Source organism: Acinetobacter sp. CAU_H_56 (genome assembly GCF_058599425.1).
This window is the reverse complement of sequence record NZ_CM178654.1, coordinates 69,327-89,596: the sequence shown is the minus strand read 5'-3', so window position 1 is coordinate 89,596 and position 20,270 is coordinate 69,327. Positions and strand designations below refer to the sequence as shown.

Below are 20,270 nucleotides of genomic sequence, written 5' to 3'. Positions count from 1 at the left end.
TTATTCTTCCTTATTATTATTTGAAAATAGTAAAAAAGCGGCCAATAAAAACCAAAAAATGAGTGTTCGCGCACTATAAGTTGTAAACCCATATAGCATCGGCCCCAAGAATATCAGCTTGTTTGAAAATGATAATTTTTTAAATATTTGATATAAAAAGATTAAAAATAAAGAGATACCGACGATCCCATAATAAAAAAGGATACCTAACCAGGTTGAATGAATTTCGTTTCCTTTCGGATTATATAACCAGTGTGCACCTTGGCCAGCACCAAAAATTAAATATTGAGGATATTCAAGGAAGTTAAAAAGACCTCGTCCTTCCGCCTGGCTGTCTTTTTGATCTAGGGCTTCGACAAAACGCAGAACAACACTATCAAAAGCTCCTAAATGATATAAAAAGTAACTGAGGGTACTAAAAATGACTAATATTCCAAAAAATACAAATATTCTTTTATTCAGATCTCCTTTTTGACTAAATATAAATCCTAAAGTCAGCATTAAGAAGCCAATTGAAGCAGACCTTGACATGGTCAATAGAATTAAGAATAAAGCTAAAAAATAAACGATTATCTTTTTTAAATTACTTTCAGAAATATATAAAAAAATAGCACAGGTAGTTAAAACCCAAAATGCCATCTGATTGGGATCATTAAAAAGACCATTGTATCGTGGTTCAAAATTGTAACGACCTAATCCACTTGCCCAGATCGCAATTTCTATTACATAGGAAAATGGAATAAGAAACAGTATTTTTTCATAAAAAAAGTTAACTTGAGAGGAACTCAAATTCATTAATAATAAAAAAAACAACAAGTTAAAGATCCAGTAAATGGTAGAAACCATATAACTGGGATCTAGAACGATCAAATACCAAGCAAAATTTACACAAACTGTATATGCGACAAAGATTAAGGCTACACTTGAGTATTCGATGGTTATTTTTGAGCTATGGCTGAATAATAAAAATATAGCCGCCATAATAAAAAGGTGACTAAATTGTGGAACCCCACTAGACCAAAAATAAAACTGAGATAAGAAAAATGACAGCAAGATAAAGTATATAACCACTTTATCTTTTAAATTAATATCATCTAAAAAAATAATGTTATTTTTTGAATTACTTTCATTTAAAATAATCATTATCCATTCCTTTTATTATTATCTAATGCCTAGAATCAGCAAAAGAAATGATTAATATTTTTATATTACTAACTAAATTATTTTATTAAACATAGTTAAAATATAATTATTGATATAAAATTTTTTAATTATTAAAAATCTTTTTTAATTAATAACCAATAAAAAAATCTAAAAAAATCATATGTTAAAATTTCTGTAGGATATTCTTTTAAAATTTTTATCATCTTTTCTAATGATTTCTTTTTAGATAATAGCCCTAGCTCAAATGCATTAATCCATAAAGCTCTTTTTTTTGCTTTATTAAATAAAATATGATTCTGATATTCACTTAGAATCATCATTCTTGAATCGTGCATAAGAGTCGTTTGCTTATGCATATTACTATCATGCAACCTATATTTTGCAAAAAGCACAGGAAGATAGCATAACTCCCCTGCTTGCGCTAAAAGTAGCCACATATACCAGTCTTCTATTTGTACTTCTGCATTGTAGCCACCTATTTTTTTTAAAGCTTGAGTACGAATAAGTTGTGTAGTAGCCGGCAAATCATGTTCTAACAATAAAATCTGGTCGAAGGTATAACTTTTTCTTTTTTTAACTCTATTTTTCACAAGATTAGAATCATTATCAATAATTGATACTCCTCCAAATACAGCTATACAGTTCTTATTCTGGCTTAGAAATTTGGTTTGTATTTTTATTTTATCTTTTAAGATTATATCATCAGAAGCAAGGGAGGAAAAATATTCCCCCTGTGCCCATTCTAATGCTTCATTTAGCGTTGCGCTTAAGCCCTTATTCGGACGATGTCTAAACTCAAATCGGGTAAATCGTTTTTCACATAATGGAATTAATTCTTGTATTTTTTCTACTGAAGCATCTGTAGATCCATCATCAATAATAATTAACTCAATATTCTGATAAGACTGGTCAATAACACTCTTGATGCTATCACGTATAAACCTTTCATGATTATAACTTGGTATAACTATAGAGACTAAGGGTTGTTCACTTATCATCATATTATTCCCTCTTTATTTTAATTGTTTAAATATAAATAAACTGATTACGATCCAATACAGCCCATAATTTATAAGATGAGCAATAGAAACTCCTTCAAAACCAAATACTTGAGTACATATATAAGTTAAAGCAATGAGAGACACTGTAAATATAATCTCTGTACAAATATAGAGTTTAGTCATTGCTTTACTGAGCATTAAATAAGCCAGTATCCAGCTTCCTATCTTCAAGGCATCTCCCATCATTTGCCAAAGAAATAAATCCTGCATAGGGGCAAAAGATGGACTAAATAATAAGTTGATAATCCAATCACGTAGTATGAAAACGCAAATTCCGCCTAGAACAGCAAGTGGAAAAATAAACTTATAGCCTAAATAGACCTCTTTCTTAATTTCATCAATTGCATTTAGTTCTGATAAGCGCGGCAAGTAATACACGCCTAATGTAGTGGTTACAAGCAAAAGATATACTGTGCTTAGACGGATCATCGCCTCCCAATAGCCCGCATAAGCCAGACTAAATTCTTGGGTTAAGTAAGTCCGAATTAACATTTGCGATAGCGGCACACAGATCGCACTGACTAATGCCATGAAAATAAATGAGGCAAATTTTTTAGTAATTCCTAAGTCTATTTTTCCTAATAGTGAGGAAAACTCAAACCAGTCTGCTCTATGACAGAGTATTAATGTCACTATAAATGCAATTGACTGATAAATGGATAATGCAATTAAAGCCCCATATAACTGCAGCTTGATTGCCAAAATACCAGTGATCACAAGTGCAAATAAACTACCGGCAATATTTGCAAGTACCAGCTTTAAAATTTCTTTTTTCCCATTCAATATGGCTAAAAATAGCGTATTAAAATTGAAAAATATTAAAAAAATGGCAAACCATATAAAAATCGTTTGGTACTTAAGTGATTGAAATATATATAATGCCAGCTGCTTTTGAAAAATAAGTATGAGAATCGCGAAAACGAAACTAAATAGAAAAACAATACTTCCTGCTGTTTTCCAGACTGCTCGTTGTTTAGTCTCATCTTCATGATATTCAGCCGTATATTTAACTACTGCGGTATTAATGGCACTACCAGCAAAAGTCGTCACCATTTGAATAAAATTCTGGAATTGGCCGATCGCTGCATATCCAGTGGGTCCTAGATATACAGCCAGAATTTTATTTAGTACAAACATGGTGATGGTTTTAATCAAAACGGCTACACCATTCAGTACACTGGTCCTAAATAGATTCATCTATGCTTGAAAACCATTACACAATTGAACAACCTGCTTTGCTTCATCCATAGATAAAGTGGGTCCAATTGGTAAGCTTAGGACCTCCGCATGCATCTGTTCTGAAACTGGAAAACTTAAGCCATTCCATTCCTGATAAGCCTGCTGCTGATGAGGCGGAATTGGATAATGAATGAGTGTCTGTACCCCGTTTTCTGCTAAATATTGTTGTAATTTTTCCCTATACTTTGTTCTGATCACAAATAAATGCCAGACATGTTGTGCATATGTCTCGGTGTCTATATTTTTGCACGGGAGCTCAATTGCGGGATTTTGAATTTCTTTTAAATACAGATCTGCAATATGCCGACGATGCTGATTCTCCTGATCTAAAAATTTAAGTTTCACATTCAGGATTGCAGCCTGAATTTCATCAAGACGGCTATTTACACCCGGTACCAGGTTTTTATATTTTTCATGTGAACCATAATTACGTATAGCTTTAAGCATATGCGCTAACTCGGCATCGTTGGTGGTAATCGCTCCCCCGTCTCCTAATGCACCCAAGTTTTTACCCGGATAAAAACTAAAGCCTGAGGCATCTCCCCAATTTCCTGCTTTTTTACCCCCTATTTCAGCACCGTGAGCTTGGGCTGAATCCTCTAAAACCAGTAGATGGTATTTCTTGGCAATACTCATAATTTCTGGCATTGCAGCAAGTTGTCCATATAAATGCACAGGCAAAATTGCCTTTGTTTTTGGAGTAATGGCTGCCTCAATTTTCTTGGTATCAATATTAAAAGTCGTTATATCCGGTTCAACCAGTACCGGTTTCAGATTATTTTGTGAAATTGCTAAGATACTTGCAATATAGGTATTTGAAGGGACAATAACCTCATCTCCTTCCTTGAGTTTTCCTAATTCCTTCCATGCGCGTAGCGTTAAAATAAGAGCATCCAAGCCATTAGCAACACCTATGGCATATTGTGTTCCACAATAATTTGCAAAATTATGCTCAAATTTTTCTAATTCTTTGCCACAGATATACCAACCAGAGTCGATTACCTGAGTGCAAGCTGCAATCAGTTGATCACGGTATTGAGTATTTATTGCTTTCAGATCAAGAAAAGGAATCATTCTTATCAATCTCATATAAAAATTTATATTTATTTTTTAATCTCATATTAATTAAAATTAATATACCTATAGTATTTAAATACAATCCTATTTATTTAGTTCATAACCTTTAGATTTAAAGCTTGGCTCCAATAAAAATTGTTTTACTTTCTTATTTAGTGGTTTTTCAATAAACCTATACATTAAAAAGCTAGCGATTAGAGTGACAATAAATATAAAAAAGGAAAACAGCATTAAGTCCATATTCAATAAAAATATTTTTCTTATATAATTTAAAATTTGTATTTCCAAAACATGTAGCAAGTAAAAAGAAAAACTGATTTCCCCTGCTAATACCATGTATTTATTTGATAAAAACTGGGTAATTATACTTTTTTTCTGGGCAACATGAGACAGGGAAAAAATTAAAATAATTGCTGCCATAGGCACCCAATAATAAATTGAATATCTATAACTTATATCTATTTTATTATGAAATACAAAGAATAAAATAAAAAGTAAAATAGCCCCTAATTCAAATATAACTATAGGTTGCTTAATTTTGGAATAGCCCACATTTACTTTTTCAAAAATATCAAAAAGAATAATACCGAGTAAGAAGTCAGAAAAACGTATATATGGCGAAATATATAACCAATAGTGATCCTGATTTTTATCAAGCTGAATATTTAGAATCAAAATACCTATAAGATATAGTATAAAAATATAACTTCTGATTTTTTCAGAAATCAAAAATACAAATGGAAACAGCAGGTAGAAGAACATTTCATCCGAGATGCTCCAGGAAGGAGAATTCAATGAAAAATAGATCTCTTCTGATGTAAAAAAGCTTTGTATCAGAAAAACATGCTGGATTAAATATTCCCAACCTTTCCCAGACTGAGCAAAGGTTAATAAAAATACCAGTGCTGTTGTGGCAATATGTACTGGATATATTCTGGCTAGACGAGAAATATAAAATTCTCTTTTCGAAATATTTCCGATTAAAAACTTTTCTTTATAATTGTAGGCTAAGATAAATCCACTCAAAATAAAGAAAAAGCTGACCCCTAAAAAGCCTTCGTCAAAAATACTATTAAAAATATTGGCATAGTCTGTTCCTTTTAGAAAAGCCAAATGACTCAGAAAAACAAAAAGTGCGAAAAACATACGCAATGATGTAAGCGGCTTAATCACGCCATATATCTCCTTGATATTTATTATTATTTTTTAATTCTATCTTTTGAAGCTTCTTCTTTAGCAAGGCCTTCATTCTAATGAATTAATTTTATTATTTAATGATCTGCTCAACCAAAGTCTGGTCTACTTCTTTTAGAAACTGGTCATAATTACGAATGTAATCACTTTCATCATAGTAATCACTTGCCAGTACTAATAGGATGCAATCTTCTGAAAAATCATGCATCTCATGCCAAACCATAGGTGGGATCAATAACCCCTTATTAGATTGAGCGATTAAAACTTCCTGTTTTTCTTTGCCATTATTCATCAGCATTTTACAGCTACCTTGAATTCCAAAAGCAATCTGTCGAAGTTGCTTATGTGCATGGAACCCACGTGGAACATCAGGTTGAGCACCAGCAATATAATAAAGTCGCTGTATACTGAAGGGTATATTTCGATTGGCTTCTGCGACGACCAGACTGCCACGGTGATCTCCCAGGTTAGGTAATTCAATCCACTCAATTAAATTCATGCTTATTATCCCACCAAAGAAATCAGATATTGACCGTAGCCATTTTTATGCATGGTGTGACCAATCGCTAAAACTTGCTCTTTGCTCAACCAGCCATTGTTTAAGGCAATTTCTTCCAGGCAGGCAACCTTATAACCTTGACGTCTTTCCAATGTTTCAACAAATTGAGCGGCTTCAAGCAAACTCCCTTGGGTACCTGTATCTAACCAGGCAAATCCACGTCCCAGCAGTTCAACATTTAAATCACCGCGTTCCAGATAAGCCTGGTTAATCGAGGTAATTTCCAGCTCACCCCGTTCAGAAGGTTTGACCTGTTTGGCAATCTGGATGACATCATTGTCATAAAAATATAAACCCGTCACCGCAAAGTTAGATTTTGGATTTTGGGGTTTTTCTTCGATTGAAATTACCCGTTGCTGTTCATCAAATTCTACGACGCCAAAGCGTTCAGGATCTTTCACCTGATAGCCAAATACTGTTGCACCTTTTTGCCGTGCTGCCGCCTGACGTAACATCGGTGTAAAACCTTGACCATAGAAAATATTATCGCCTAATACCAGACATACATTACTTTGACCGATAAATTTTTCACCCAAGATAAAGGCCTGTGCTAGACCATCAGGACGAGGCTGAATCGCATAGCTCAGCTCCATGCCAAATTGTGAACCATCCCCTAATAAGCGCTTAAACCCTTCAATATCTTCTGGTGTACTAATCACTAGGACTTCACGAATACCGGCCAACATTAATACCGATAAGGGGTAATAAACCATTGGTTTGTCATAAATTGGAAGTAACTGTTTTGAGATTCCTTTGGTAATAGGATGCAAACGTGTACCTGAGCCGCCCGCCAAGATAATCCCTTTTGTTGTTCTTAACATTATACTGCCTCCCCTAAACGTTCACGCTGATAAGAACCATCCTGAACACGCTGACACCATTCCAGATTATTCAGATACCATTGCACCGTTTTCCGGATACCTGTTTCAAAGGACTCTTGGGGCTTCCAGCCTAGTTCGCGCTCGATTTTTGAAGCATCAATTGCATAACGCAAATCATGCCCTGGCCGATCGTTAACAAAAGTGATGAGACTTTCATAAATTTTTCCCTCCGGACGGGGTTTGAGCTCATCCAGAATTTTGCAGATGGTTTTAACTACCTCAATATTCTGTTTTTCATTATGCCCCCCGATATTGTAGGTTTCCCCTACGGTGCCTTCGGTAGCAACCTGATATAAAGCACGCGCATGATCTTCTACAAAAAGCCAATCCCGGATCTGTTGACCATTGCCATAAACTGGCAATGACTTCCCATCCAGGGCATTTAAGATCATTAAAGGAATCAATTTTTCAGGAAAGTGATAAGGACCATAATTATTTGAACAGTTCGTGACTACGACTGGCAAACCGTAGGTTCTATGCCAGGCCCGAACCAAATGATCCGAACTGGCTTTACTCGCTGAATAAGGTGAGCTTGGTAAATAAGGCGTAGTTTCAGTAAATAAGTCTGTTGTACCTTCTAAGTCTCCATATACTTCATCCGTTGAAATATGATGGAATTTGAATCTAGACTTTTTAATCGTAGATAGGTTTTGCCAATACTTTCGAGCTACTTCTAGTAAGGTGTAAGTTCCCACAATGTTTGTATTTATAAATTCTGCCGGACCATCAATCGAACGATCCACATGAGACTCTGCAGCCAGATGCATAACGATATCTGGCTGAAACTCTGAGAATAATCGGGTTAAAGGTACATGGTCGCAAATATCAGTTTGCGCAAATTGATAACGGGGATGATCCAATACAGAAATAAGTGACTCCAGATTACCTGCATAAGTTAACTTATCAACATTTAATACATGATGTTCCGTCTCGTTGATGAGATGTCGAATGACGGCAGATCCAATAAAACCGGCCCCACCGGTTACCAATATATTCATCACCATTTTGATTATCCTTTAATATTTTTTATTTTACTTTTCACAAATTATTTTTAATGTGTTGTTGCCGTCTAGGCATATCTGTTTTTATTGATTTGTCTATAAGATATATTAATTTTATTACACAAACCACCCATAGAACAGCTAATCATCAAATGTAGTTACATTTTAAAAATCTGGATAATTTTTTTTAAACTTAATCCATCTGATATAGGTTTCAAGTTTTTAGATAATTTTCCACTAATATTAATTTAACAATCACCTAAACTAATTAAATATTATTTTAATTAACAACAGATTATTTTGATTACTATAAAAATAAATTATTTTAAAATCCATTAAAATATAATTGAATATTAAGAAAAATCAATGATCTAAAAAACCTCTAGATTAAATAAAAATTATATGAAAATACTTTTCTATATTAATTTCAGGGCTTAATTCCTTCTATCACTGAAGAACAGTACTTATTTAAAAAATAACAATTGGAAACAATTAATATTCTTATGTCATCTTAAGCAATTCACTATATCTCTACAGCTTATTTAATCACGGTTTCACGTCTATTTTCGTCAATCTTACAGTTAAATTTCAGCTCAGACTTATTAAATTGACTTAAGAATAGCTATAGACAAGGTATGTGATCTATTATATTTTTTAGACGTTAATCACATAAACCGAATTCAAAAAAATTAATAATTATTAATAAATACCAATTCTGAACATATAAAAATAAAGGGGTTTCAAGTGAACTATAGACACCTTTTAGGTACTTTTACCTTAAGCCTATCTCTGGTTGGATGTGCAGCAACATCCGGCTTTCAAACGTATGATTTACCGACAGAAGGAATCTATCAAACTGAACTGGGAACTCCAGTCAATCTGGTGAAACTGACTCAGGATACATTACCTGTAGTACAGTCTGCGCAAACGCATAATCTCAGTCATTATACTCCTCTCTTTCAGACTGAGGTGCAGGATTACCGCTTGAATCCAGGAGATATTTTATCTTTCCAGTTATGGGCTTATCCTGAAATTAGTGCAGTTCCTACAGCTAGTGACAATAACAATGGTTATCAAATTGACCGGAATGGTTATATCCAGTTTCCATTCATCAATCGTTATAAAGCAGCCGGGAAAACCCTTCCACAAGTGAATCAGGAAGTACGACGTCTGTTAATTCCTTATTTGAATAATCCAGATGTGGTCGTGAGAGTGATTTCCTATCAGGGACAGCGTTATTCAGTAGTAGGGAATGTGAAATCAGCTGGACAATTTTATCTGACTGATCAGCCGGTAAGTGTGTATACGGCGCTGGGCCTGGCTGGCGGGATTAATGAGCAAGGTGATTCCACTTCAATCCAGCTCGTACGCCAAGGAGTGACCTATGATCTGAATACGATTGCTTTGGAAAAAGCGGGTTATTCCTTGCATAAGCTACTGATTCAACCCAATGACACGCTGTATATCAGTCCTCGGGAAAACCAGAAAATCTATGTCATGGGTGAAGCCGGCACCAATAAACCATTACCTATCCGTGATCAGGGCATGACACTCGCTGATGTACTGGGTGAAAGCGAAGGGATTAATCCATATTCTGCCAATCCGAGTCGAATTTATGTCTTGCGTGGCAATTCTGACAACAAGATGACTGAAATCTATCACTTAAGTCTAAAAAATCTGGGAGATTTTGGTCTGGCTAAACAGTTCAAGATGAATAGTAACGATATTGTCTATGTTGATGCTACCGGTCTGACCCGTTGGGAACGTGTAGTGAGCCAGATTCTTCCATTTTCATATGTCGCTGGTTCAGCTATACGATAGGTGAAAGTATGAAAATTAAAAATCTTTTAGCAATCTGTTTTGGACATGTTGATCATCAATCAATAGCTAAACATTTATTTATAATATCTACCCGTATTTTCAGATTAAATCTATAAGGTTGGGTCATTGAAATAATGACCGGGACTAGCAATAAAAACACTATTTTTAATTCCTCCATGGACTTCACCTGCAACTCCATGGTGCTCAAAAACCGAATATGAAACAGATTAAATTAAAGACAACATTATTCTGATCATAATCAGAATGTCTGGTCTTTAGCGGACTCGACATACTCAGAGAGGATAAAAAAACAGAATATTGAGGATCCTTTCTCGCAGGGGCAGCAAGTCATTGATGCCGTTTTGAGTTAATTCAAAACGGCATCAATGACTGGAAAAATCACTTTTAAACTTTTAGATAGTAAAATTATGAACAAAAATAACAATACCGATAATATGATTGACCTAAAAGGGGTGTTCTTTTCCCTGCTCGCGCAATGGAAGCTCATCCTGCTATGTGGTTTGCTCAGCCTGATTGTAGTGCTGCTTTACATACGTACCGCAGCGATTAACTATAAGGTTGATGCAATCGTCCAGGTCGAAGAAAGTAGAGGCTCTTCAGCTGCTTTACTTGGTAGCCTATCCAGCATTGTGAGTCAGATGTCTTCATCCAATGCCGAGATTGAGGTTTTAAAATCACGTACGATTCTCGAATCCGTAATTGACCGTTTAAATCTGGATCTGCATATTGCCAGCACCGAAGACTCTTTTATTAACCGTTTGATTCAAGGCAGAACTTCTCAAACTGAATATCAGACCGAAACTGTACGCTTTAAAGATGGTCAAAAAAGTTTTGATATCCGTCAGTTTGAAGTCCCTGTAGCTTATCTGGATAAAAATCTGCTGCTGAAATTTCAACAACAGAGCTTTAGCCTGATCAATCCACTGACCGAAGAAATCGTCTTTCAAGGCGCATTAAACCAGCCGGTTGAGGCTAAAGCTGCACAGGGTGACTGGAAAATTGCCATCTTTACTCAAGATAATCTTGATAACAGCTATCAGGTGAAAAAGCTCTCATTGCCTGCAGCGATCGATTCTATTCTTGCCAATTATACGATTACAGAAAAAGGTGATCTGAGCGGCGTTTTGCAACTTCGCTATCAGGGTCAAGATAAACAGCACATTACTAAAGTCCTGAATACGATTTTAGCAGTTTACAGCCAGCATAATATTACACGCCGTTCAACAGACACTGCACGAACACTGGCTTTCCTGGATGAACAATTGCCTGATCTACGGAAACAGCTTGATGATGCAGAGTTTGCCTTCAATCGCTTCCGCCAAAAATATAATACTGTTGATATCACCAGAGAGTCAGAATTATATTTAAATCAAAGTGTTAATTTAGAATCACAAAGAGCTCTACTTGAACAGAGACAGGCGGAAATAGGTGCCAAGTATGCAGCTGCCCATCCAGCCATGCGTGAAATTACCGCCCAACTTCGCGTAGTGAATGGCAAGATTCGTGAATTGAATTCAACACTTAAAAATATTCCAGAGATTCAACGCCAGTATTTACAACTATCTCGTGATGTTGAGGTGAAACAGCAACTGTATACCAATCTAGTAAATTCTTATCAGCAACTGAGTGTTGCTAAAGCAGGTGAAAGCGGTAATGTTCATATTATTGATACCGCACTTGAGCCAGTTGACCAGATTCAACAGAAACAGCCACTGATTTTATTTTTAACCTTCTGCTTTGGTATTTTCCTGGGCATCCTGGTGGCATTATTCCGTAACATGTTACGGTCTGGTGTGAAAGATAGCAGTCAGATCGAATACCAGCTGGATCTTCCAGTCTATGCCAATATCGCTCACTCTACTGTTCAGAAGCCTGGCCTGAAATTACTGAAAAAGAAAAAAATGCCTTTCTTATTGGCACTGAAACACAGTGATGATATGGCAGTTGAAAGCTTAAGAAGCATTCGTACAGCGAGCCACTTTGCCCTGACTCAGGCTAAAAACAATATCATGATGATTTCAGGGCCAGCACCAAAAGTTGGAAAATCTTTTGTTGCCAGCAATCTGGCAGTCATCATGGCAGAGAAAAATAAGCGTGTACTGATCATTGATGCAGACCTGCGCCGTGGTCATATACACAAATATTTTAATCTGGATAACCAGTATGGATTAACTGAATATCTGAATGAACACGTATCTTTGGATAAAGTGGTACAAACTACCAATGTGCCGAACTTAAATGTCATCAGCTGTGGTGAAAATGCAACTAATCCAGCCGAGCTTCTAAATTCAGAACGCTTCCAGGAATTGTTGCAAAAACTGATCCCGCACTATGATCATATTATCATTGATACTCCACCGGTACTGGCTGTTACGGATGCGATCATTGTATCCCGATACGTCGGACTCAATCTGGTTGTAGCGCGCTATGCAAAAACCCAGATGAAGGAACTGGCGCTTACAGTAAACCGTTTTAAACAGGCTGGCAGTACTGTCAATGGTCTGATCCTGAACGATATCCAGCGTTCAGCCGGTGGCAGCTATAGCTATGATTATACGTATAGTTATAAGCCGAAAGCCAAAACCAGCTAATCTGATAGCTCCCAAAAAACCAGCAATCATTGCTGGTTTTTTCTTTTTTGAGTCGTACCAAATGCAGGTATTCACTTGCTAAAAAACCACCCGTTCTACAAGATTTCTTAAAATTTTCTGCTAAGATGGACTGAACCTCAACGATAACATTAGATTGGACAAATACATGAGTAAGGCCTTACCGATTGCCGTCGCTGTTCTTTTAGGCGGTGCCGCGCTAGTACCTGTTTACTATGCAACTCAAAACCCTGCTACTCAAACTACAAAAGCATCTAAAGATGCCTCTGCTGTCTCTAAAATCAGCTATGCACTCGGTTATGAAGTGGCTCACCAAACTCCTCCTGAGCTGGACATTAACAGTTTTGTGACCGGTGTACGTGAAGGACATGCGCGTTCTGCACCTGCCTATACGGAAGAAGAATTACAGGCAGCTTATGAGCAGTTCCAGAAAGAAATGCAACAAAAGCAGCTTGATAGTGCAAAACAAGCTCAAGCTTCAAGTGATACTTTCCTGACTGAAAATGCGAAAAAAGCAGGCATTAAAACAACTGCTTCCGGCTTACAATACCAAGTCACTAAAGAAGGTACAGGTAAACAGCCAAAAGCCTCTTCAATTGTGAAAGTACATTACACCGGTAAACTGGTAGATGGCACTGTATTTGACAGTTCAGTAGAACGCGGCGAACCGATCGAGTTTCCATTAAATCAGGTCATTCCAGGCTGGACTGAAGGTCTGCAGCTGATGAAAGAAGGCGGTAAGGCAACTCTATATATTCCGTCAAATCTGGGTTATGGTGAACAGGGTGTCCCTGGTACGATTCCTCCACATAGCACTTTGATTTTTGATGTGGAATTAATCGAAGTAAAATAATACAAATAGGGAGAGCGATCAGCTCTCCTTTATTTTTGAGAATTGATAATGAAAATACAAATCAGTTTAATGGTTTTGCTGCTCAGTTCAGGCAGCCTTTTTGCTAAAGAGATCAATAATACAAGTAGTGAAGCTGAGAAGATTGGCTATAGCTTTGGTTATCTGATGGGGCGCAGTAATGCTGACACTTTAAAGGATCTTGATTTAGATGCATTTAGCCAGGGCTTAAAGACAGCCGCTGCTGGACAAAAATCCAGTTTAAGCGATGAAGAAATGACCCAGGTACTGACTCAGTATAAACGTCAAAGTGATGCCAAAGAACTGATTGTGCTGAAACAGAAAGCTGAAGAAAATGCCAAAGCTGGCAAAGCCTTCTTGCAGGAAAATGCCAAAAAGCCCGGCGTTAAAACCACCAAATCTGGTCTGCAATACCTGGTGCTGAAAGAAGGTAAAGGGAAATCACCAAGTGCTAACAGTAATGTCCGCGTGCATTATGAAGGTCGCCTGATTGATGGTACCGTTTTTGACAGTTCGATTGCCCGCCAGCAGCCAGTCGATTTCCGTACCACCCAGGTGATTACTGGCTGGACAGAAGGCTTACAGCTCATGAAAGTCGGTGCTAAATACCGTTTCTTTATTCCTGCTGATCTGGCCTATGGACAGATTGGTTCGGGAGATATTATTGAACCAAATAGTACCCTGATCTTTGATATCGAACTACTGGAAATTATTAAATAAAAATTCCTTTAATTTTAAAAATTAAAAAGAGAGGCAAATTATTTGCCTCTCTTTTTTTGTACTGATGAGAAACGAATTAGTTGGCGGTTTTCATGTATATTCATAGCAGTTTTGCTATTTTATAGTTTAATCAAAATATTCAACAACAATAGAGGACTTCAGCATGGCAGCAATCAAGACCCGCGAAATTCAATATACTGCTCAGGATGGCAGCACTTTGATTGGTTATTTTGCCGCACCAGAAACTGATGCACCTGTGGCAGGTGTTATTGTGGCACCTGAATGGTGGGGCCGCAATGACTATACTGAACAGCGTGCCCGTGAACTGGCGGAACATGGATATGCAGCGCTGGCAATTGATATGTATGGTGACAAGAAAGTGACCGCCAACTCTGATCAGGCCTATCAATGGATGATGCAGACGTTTGAAGATCCGGACACTATTGTGAACCGTGCGAAAGCTGCTTTAGATACTTTGGCGGCACAGGATGAAGTCAATCCGGAAAAACTGGCTGCGATTGGTTTCTGCTACGGCGGTAAAGCGGCTCTGGATCTGGCTCGCTCAAATGCACCGTTAAAAGCTGTGGCTACTTTCCATGCAAACCTGTCTCCTAAAGCACCTGCACAAGAAGGCCAAGTACAGGCAGAAATTCTGGTTCTACATGGTGAAAAGGACAGTATGGTGAGCCTGGATGATGTCGCCAGCTTTAAAGAAGAAATGCAGGCGGCTAAGGTCGAGCATAATGTGATTGTATTTGAAAATGCCAAGCATGGATTTAGCAACCCGCTTGCGGATGAGCGCGCCAAGGCCAATGGTGTAGATCTGGGCTACAATGCTGAAGCAGAGAAACAAAGCTTGGCTGCCATGTATGAATTACTGGCACGACAACTCGCTTGATAACAGATAAATTGATCCGGCTCATGATCGAGCTGGGTCATACATGAAAAAAATAAATTCAATGAAAGGAGCCAATATCATGACTGAAAATAACTGCCCGTACTGTAATTTTGACGAATACGATATTCTGGCTAAAAATGATTTTGCTGTCGTGTTACCTGAACCCAACTCGCTGTCCAAAGGACATTATGTAGTTACTCCATTACGTCATGTGGCGTCATTTTTTGAAATCACAGATAAAGAACGTAAAAGTATGATGTCCTTACTCGAACAGGCTCGTAATGAACTGCAATTACGCTATCAGCCTTCCGGTTTTCATGTCGGGTTTAATGATGGCGAAGTATTTCAGGAAAAATCAGAACATTTACACATTCATATAATCCCGCGTTATGAAGGCAAAGTATTAAAGCTAGATGCACGCTGGGGCATTGAAGAATAAGAATTTAATTTTTTGCTGAGTGAATGCTTTTTGAAGTGTTCACTTGTCCCTTCTATTTATTCATTTTTACTCTTTTACAGTCTCGCTGTTTTAGCAGACTTTTCATCTTTTAGCTGAGTCTCTTCAGTTATACTAGGCCTCGTTTTCCAGTTTGTTCTATTTTCATGTTTGTATTTTCAGATGCCCTTTTAGAATGGTTTGATGTGCATGGCCGCCATGATTTGCCGTGGCAAGTGGCTGATGATTCCTATAAAGTCTGGGTCTCTGAAATCATGCTACAGCAGACTCAGGTCAAAACCGTGTTGCAATATTTTGAGCGGTTTATTCAGCGTTTTCCGACGGTACAGGACCTCGGTACAGCTTCCTGGGATGAAGTCGCACCCTATTGGGCGGGGCTGGGCTATTATGCTCGTGCCCGCAATTTGCATAAGGCAGCCGGTATTGTGGCAAGTCAGGGCCATTTCCCGACGAGCCTGGAAGAATGGATCGCCCTGCCCGGCATTGGCCGATCAACCGCTGGTGCTTTAATGTCTTTAGGTCTACGTCAGTACGGCGTAATCATGGATGGCAACGTCAAACGGGTGCTGGCACGGTTTTTTGCGATCGAAGATGATCTGTCTAAACCGGTTCATGAACGTGCCTTGTGGGAGCTTGCTGAACAATTATGTCCGGTTGAGCGGAATCATGACTATACCCAGGCGATTATGGATCTCGGTGCGACCGTCTGTACTCCTAAAAAGCCTTTATGCCTGTATTGTCCGATGCAGCAACATTGCAAGGCACATCAGCAGGGTCTGGAAAATGAATTGCCCTTTAAAAAAGCCAAAAAGCCGGTACCGGTCAAAGCAGCTCAAGTGCTGTTGATCCAGTCAGGTGATGAATGGCTATGGCAACAGCGTCCTAATAGTGGTCTTTGGGGCGGGCTTTGGTGTCTGCCCATTATTGAAGACACTCATGCATTTGAACAACTGTGCCAGCAACTCGGTCTGAAAAATCTCGTACAAAAAGCCCAGATCAGCCACAGTTTCACCCATTTTACCTGGCAGCTTGAAGCCATGGTTTTTGCAGTCGATGAAGATCAGCAGGAACATCTGGCGATTGAGTTACAAGGCATCTGGATGAACCCGGAAACTGCAGTCAATGCAGGTATTCCAACCGCCATGAAAAAATTGATTTCTACCGTAAATTTATGACATAGTCTGGAACAAGAAGAATCATACTGGCCTCATTTAAGGATAAATATTTTGCGCCATTCTCTTGCGTTTGTCGGACTTTCTTTGGTGATGTTATTTCTGGTGGCGTGTAATAGCGCACCGAAACATCCTTCTGCGGTTCAGCTTAATCCGGCACTGGTCAAAAAACTGAATCATATGCGTATGCCCTCTTCTCTGCCGATTCCGGTAGATCGGGTCCAGGCTCGTGAATTGAAAGATACTTGGGGAGCTTCGCGTAGTAGTGGCCGTTTGCATGAGGGCATTGATATTCTGGCTCCACGTGGAACCAAGGTTCGCAGTGCGACGCCTGGTCTGATCGCGGATTTACGGAATAACAATTTGGGTGGTAAAGTAGTCTGGATTCTGGGTCCAGGTGGTGCCTGGCATTATTATGCACATCTGGATGGTCATAAGCGTGGCCTGAAAGTTGGTGACTATGTCAAAAAGGGCGATGTCATTGGTTATGTCGGTAATACTGGCAATGCCCGGCATACCGCGCCACATCTGCATTATGGTCTCTATTTAAGTGGTAAGGGCCGTGGTGTTGTTAACCCCTATCCATATTTACGTTAATTTTAGGAAGTTTACATGTCAGAAGCGTTGATCAACCGTCTGGTCGAATTTGCTGAATCAGGCAATCAACAGAAAATCGTGCTCAATGGCCAGACCTATCAGGGCTGGATCATGGAAATTACCGAAGAGGCGCTTCTGATCAGTACTGGTTATGCCGATAAAAGTGGTAAGGATATGTGGATCCAGTTCAGTGATCTGCAGCAGGCAGAACTCTCCTACTGGGACAATCAGCAAGATCAGTGGACGACATTTAAATTATAAGATAATCAAAAAAGGAGCATCCCTTGACGATCCAACGCTGTGGCTGGTGCTCTGATGATTCTCTGTATGCTGCTTACCATGATCAGGAATGGGGACAGGCGCTGCATGATGAAAAACGCCTATTTGAAATGCTGTGTCTGGAAGGCCAACAGGCCGGTTTAGCCTGGATTACCGTACTCAGAAAACGTGAATCTTATCGCAAACATTTCTTTCAATATTCGATTGAAACGATTGCTTCTTTTACAGATGAGCAACTCACCGCAAAACTGCAAGATGCTAGTCTAATCCGGCATATCGGTAAACTAACTGCGATTCGTGATAATGCCCGGACCTGGCAACAGCTTAAATCTCAAGAAATTGATGTGGTCACATGGTTGTGGTCCTTTGCCCATCAGCCCCGGTTAAATAATGATGTTGCAGATTATCGTCAGGCTCCAGCACAAACCATTGAAAGCCAGAACATGTCCAAAGCCTTAAAAAAAGCAGGCTTTAAGTTTGTCGGTCCTACGATCTGTTATGCCTTTATGCAAGCAGTCGGCATGGTCGATGACCATGAAAATCACTGTCACTTTAAAACAATATCCTCCCATTCAAATAAGAGCTGAATCTATGTCCAATAATACTATTCAAGCTTATGCCGCAATGTCTGCCGGCGCCGCCCTGGAACCTTATCAATTTGATGCGGGTGAACTTCAGCCGCATCAGGTTGAAGTGAAAGTTGAATACTGCGGTCTATGCCATTCTGATATTTCAGTACTCAATAATGACTGGGGATCTTCGGTCTATCCTGTGGTGGCCGGACATGAAGTCATCGGCACCATTACGCAACTGGGTTCTGAAGCCAAAGGCCTAAAAGTAGGTCAACGTGTCGGTATTGGCTGGACTGCGGAAAGCTGCCAACATTGCGATCCTTGTATTTCAGGTCAGCAAGTGCTGTGTACCGGAGGTCAGGTTGCAACCATTGTGGGTCATGCAGGCGGTTTTGCGGATAAAGTCCGTGCTGGCTGGCAATGGGTAATTCCCTTACCTGAGGATCTCGACCCGGAAAGTGCCGGTCCCCTGCTCTGTGGCGGGATTACTGTATTTGATCCGATTCTGAAACACCAGATTCGGGCCATTCACCACGTCGGTGTGATTGGTATTGGCGGTTTGGGACATATGGCGATCAAGCTGCTGAAAGCGTGGGGTTGTGAAATTACCGCCTTTACTTCAAATCTGGATAAAACCGATGAGCTGAAAGCTATGGGTGCAGACCATGTAGTAAATAGTCGCGACCCAGCAGCGCTTAAACCGCTCCGTGGTAAATTTGATCTATTAATGAGTACTGTGAATGTCACACTAGACTGGCAGGCTTATTTATCAACTTTAGCGCCAAATGGCACTGTACATATGCTGGGCTTACCACTGGAACCCATGCAAATTTCTGCAGGTTCACTGATTGGTGGTGCTAAATCTGTGACTGGCTCGCCGACAGGTTCACCAGCAGCTTTACGTCAGTTACTAAAATTTGCGGCACGTAAAAATATTGCGCCACAGATTGAACTATTCCCCATGTCGGAAATTAATGCGGCGATTGAATGTCTGCATTCAGGCAAAGCCCGTTACCGGATTGTACTGAAAGCCGATTTCTAATTTGTACCGATCATCAGTAAATTTAGATCTGCCCTAGCATCATGTTAGGGTAGATTTTTTATAACTATATTTATAAACAATTGGTTTATAAATATTTAGCCAGCTTCTGAGCCAAAAATTCAATGAATAGATGTACCCGTTTAGGCAGATGCTCCTGACGGTAATAGACTGCATGAATTTTTTGATAATGCAGCTCAATCTGGTCTTCAAATAGTGCCTCTAAACGACCCACCTGTAAATCATCCTCAACCAGAAAGCGTGACAGACAAGTAATACCCACCCCATATAAAGCCAATTGGCGGACAGTTTCCCCATTGGGTGCTCTAATCTTTGGCTTTACAATGATAGGTTCGCCATTCAGCTGAATCGGCCAGGTGTTCAAATGCGTAGGCTGACTAAATCCCAGCAAAGTATGCTCCGATAAATCTGCCACTGATTGCGGTCTGCCCTTTTGCTGTAAATATTCAGGGCTAGCCACAATATACAAACGGCTGCGGCATAATAATCTGGCATGCAGGCTGGAATCATGCAGTTCTCCAAAGCGGATCGCGACATCGGTTTTATGTTCCAGCAGATCAATCACCTGATCATGATTATTCAGTTCAATTTCAATCTGGGGATAGCGCTGCATAAATTCCTGAATTAGCGGCACGATTACATGCAGCACAAAAGGTGTCGCTGAATCAACCCGAATCAATCCTGACGTATCACTATCTGATTTCAGCAAAGCATCCTCAGCTTCTGCCAAATCATTGAGAATTTTGCGCGCCTTTTCTAGAAATAGCTGGCCCTCTTGAGTCAGTTTGAGTTTACGTGTGGTTCTTTCTAAAAGAGTGACATTTAATTTATTTTCCAGACGTTGCAGCGCCCGACTGACACCCGAAGTGGTTTGCCCCAAACGTTCTGCCGCCATGACGATAGAACCACTATCCACAATAGTGACAAAAGCCTGTAATTCTTCAATCGTCGATTTCATTTGTCACTCTTTTATTGATTTTCAGTCAATAATATTTTGCAAATTCAGCTATTTTTTCG

Annotated in this window: 20 protein-coding genes; 11 read left to right on the top strand and 9 right to left on the bottom strand. The window is 39.0% G+C overall.

Going from position 1 to position 20,270, the window contains the following annotated elements:
* From AC4MCC_RS00390 to rfbB, 8 genes are all read right to left on the bottom strand, one after another.
* Entirely contained in the window at positions 1-1,143 is a 1,143-nt protein-coding gene (locus tag AC4MCC_RS00390; RefSeq protein ID WP_491885501.1) for an O-antigen ligase family protein, read from the bottom strand.
* 131 nt (positions 1,144-1,274) lie between these two features.
* On the bottom strand, positions 1,275-2,162 hold the full coding sequence (locus AC4MCC_RS00385) for a glycosyltransferase family 2 protein (protein ID WP_491880972.1): 888 nt from the start codon (positions 2,160-2,162) through the stop codon (positions 1,275-1,277).
* 15 nt (positions 2,163-2,177) lie between these two features.
* Positions 2,178-3,422 (bottom strand): O-antigen translocase, encoded by a 1,245-nt coding sequence (locus AC4MCC_RS00380; protein WP_491885500.1) that lies wholly within the window; start codon positions 3,420-3,422, stop codon positions 2,178-2,180.
* Positions 3,423-4,538: a DegT/DnrJ/EryC1/StrS family aminotransferase gene (locus AC4MCC_RS00375; protein ID WP_491885499.1), complete on the bottom strand. Its 1,116-nt coding sequence runs from the start codon at positions 4,536-4,538 to the stop codon at positions 3,423-3,425. It lies immediately after the preceding gene.
* Positions 4,539-4,625: 87 nt separating this feature from the next.
* Entirely contained in the window at positions 4,626-5,714 is a 1,089-nt protein-coding gene (locus AC4MCC_RS00370; RefSeq protein ID WP_491885498.1) for an acyltransferase family protein, read from the bottom strand.
* Positions 5,715-5,808: 94 nt separating this feature from the next.
* Complete coding sequence (locus AC4MCC_RS00365; protein WP_491885497.1) at positions 5,809-6,234, bottom strand: sugar 3,4-ketoisomerase; 426 nt, start codon at positions 6,232-6,234, stop codon at positions 5,809-5,811.
* 5 nt (positions 6,235-6,239) lie between these two features.
* On the bottom strand, positions 6,240-7,115 hold the full coding sequence (gene rfbA, locus AC4MCC_RS00360; protein ID WP_104426847.1) for a glucose-1-phosphate thymidylyltransferase RfbA: 876 nt from the start codon (positions 7,113-7,115) through the stop codon (positions 6,240-6,242).
* Complete coding sequence (gene rfbB / locus AC4MCC_RS00355; protein ID WP_491885496.1) at positions 7,115-8,173, bottom strand: dTDP-glucose 4,6-dehydratase; 1,059 nt, start codon at positions 8,171-8,173, stop codon at positions 7,115-7,117. The genes rfbA and rfbB overlap by 1 nt, the downstream gene beginning before the upstream one ends.
* 747 nt (positions 8,174-8,920) lie before the next feature.
* Between rfbB and AC4MCC_RS00350 the strand changes: the two genes are divergently transcribed.
* From AC4MCC_RS00350 to ahr, 11 genes are all read left to right on the top strand, one after another.
* Positions 8,921-9,997 (top strand): polysaccharide biosynthesis/export family protein, encoded by a 1,077-nt coding sequence (locus AC4MCC_RS00350; RefSeq protein WP_179992915.1) that lies wholly within the window; start codon positions 8,921-8,923, stop codon positions 9,995-9,997.
* Positions 9,998-10,425: 428 nt separating this feature from the next.
* The gene (locus AC4MCC_RS00345; protein ID WP_419375077.1) at positions 10,426-12,609 is read left to right on the top strand and encodes a polysaccharide biosynthesis tyrosine autokinase; all 2,184 of its coding nucleotides are present in this window, start codon (positions 10,426-10,428) and stop codon (positions 12,607-12,609) included.
* 166 nt (positions 12,610-12,775) lie between these two features.
* A complete protein-coding gene (bamJ, locus tag AC4MCC_RS00340) occupies positions 12,776-13,480 on the top strand; it encodes a BamJ family beta-barrel-assembly machinery protein (RefSeq protein ID WP_125279709.1) in 705 nt (234 codons plus the stop codon).
* Between the two features lie 48 nt (positions 13,481-13,528).
* Positions 13,529-14,218 carry a BamJ family beta-barrel-assembly machinery protein gene (gene bamJ, locus AC4MCC_RS00335; RefSeq protein WP_005233205.1) on the top strand — a complete coding sequence of 230 codons (690 nt, stop codon included), beginning with the start codon at positions 13,529-13,531 and terminating at the stop codon, positions 14,216-14,218.
* 163 nt (positions 14,219-14,381) lie between these two features.
* A complete protein-coding gene (locus tag AC4MCC_RS00330; RefSeq protein ID WP_491885495.1) occupies positions 14,382-15,116 on the top strand; it encodes a dienelactone hydrolase family protein in 735 nt (244 codons plus the stop codon).
* 79 nt (positions 15,117-15,195) lie between these two features.
* Positions 15,196-15,555, top strand: coding sequence for an HIT family protein (locus AC4MCC_RS00325; protein ID WP_005233203.1), 360 nt, complete (start codon positions 15,196-15,198; stop codon positions 15,553-15,555).
* 164 nt (positions 15,556-15,719) lie between these two features.
* Positions 15,720-16,748: an A/G-specific adenine glycosylase gene (mutY, locus tag AC4MCC_RS00320; protein WP_491876347.1), complete on the top strand. Its 1,029-nt coding sequence runs from the start codon at positions 15,720-15,722 to the stop codon at positions 16,746-16,748.
* Positions 16,749-16,838: 90 nt separating this feature from the next.
* On the top strand, positions 16,839-17,342 hold the full coding sequence (locus AC4MCC_RS00315) for a M23 family metallopeptidase (protein WP_419375119.1): 504 nt from the start codon (positions 16,839-16,841) through the stop codon (positions 17,340-17,342).
* Between the two features lie 15 nt (positions 17,343-17,357).
* Entirely contained in the window at positions 17,358-17,603 is a 246-nt protein-coding gene (locus AC4MCC_RS00310; protein WP_004780440.1) for a hypothetical protein, read from the top strand.
* Positions 17,604-17,626: 23 nt separating this feature from the next.
* Positions 17,627-18,208 (top strand): DNA-3-methyladenine glycosylase I, encoded by a 582-nt coding sequence (locus tag AC4MCC_RS00305; RefSeq protein WP_419375073.1) that lies wholly within the window; start codon positions 17,627-17,629, stop codon positions 18,206-18,208.
* A 4-nt stretch (positions 18,209-18,212) separates the two neighbouring features.
* On the top strand, positions 18,213-19,235 hold the full coding sequence (gene ahr / locus AC4MCC_RS00300; protein WP_419375072.1) for an NADPH-dependent aldehyde reductase Ahr: 1,023 nt from the start codon (positions 18,213-18,215) through the stop codon (positions 19,233-19,235).
* 85 nt (positions 19,236-19,320) lie between these two features.
* Here ahr and AC4MCC_RS00295 read toward each other — a convergent pair whose 3' ends face one another.
* Entirely contained in the window at positions 19,321-20,211 is an 891-nt protein-coding gene (locus tag AC4MCC_RS00295; protein WP_419375071.1) for a LysR substrate-binding domain-containing protein, read from the bottom strand.
* Between the last annotated feature and the right edge of the window lie 59 nt (positions 20,212-20,270).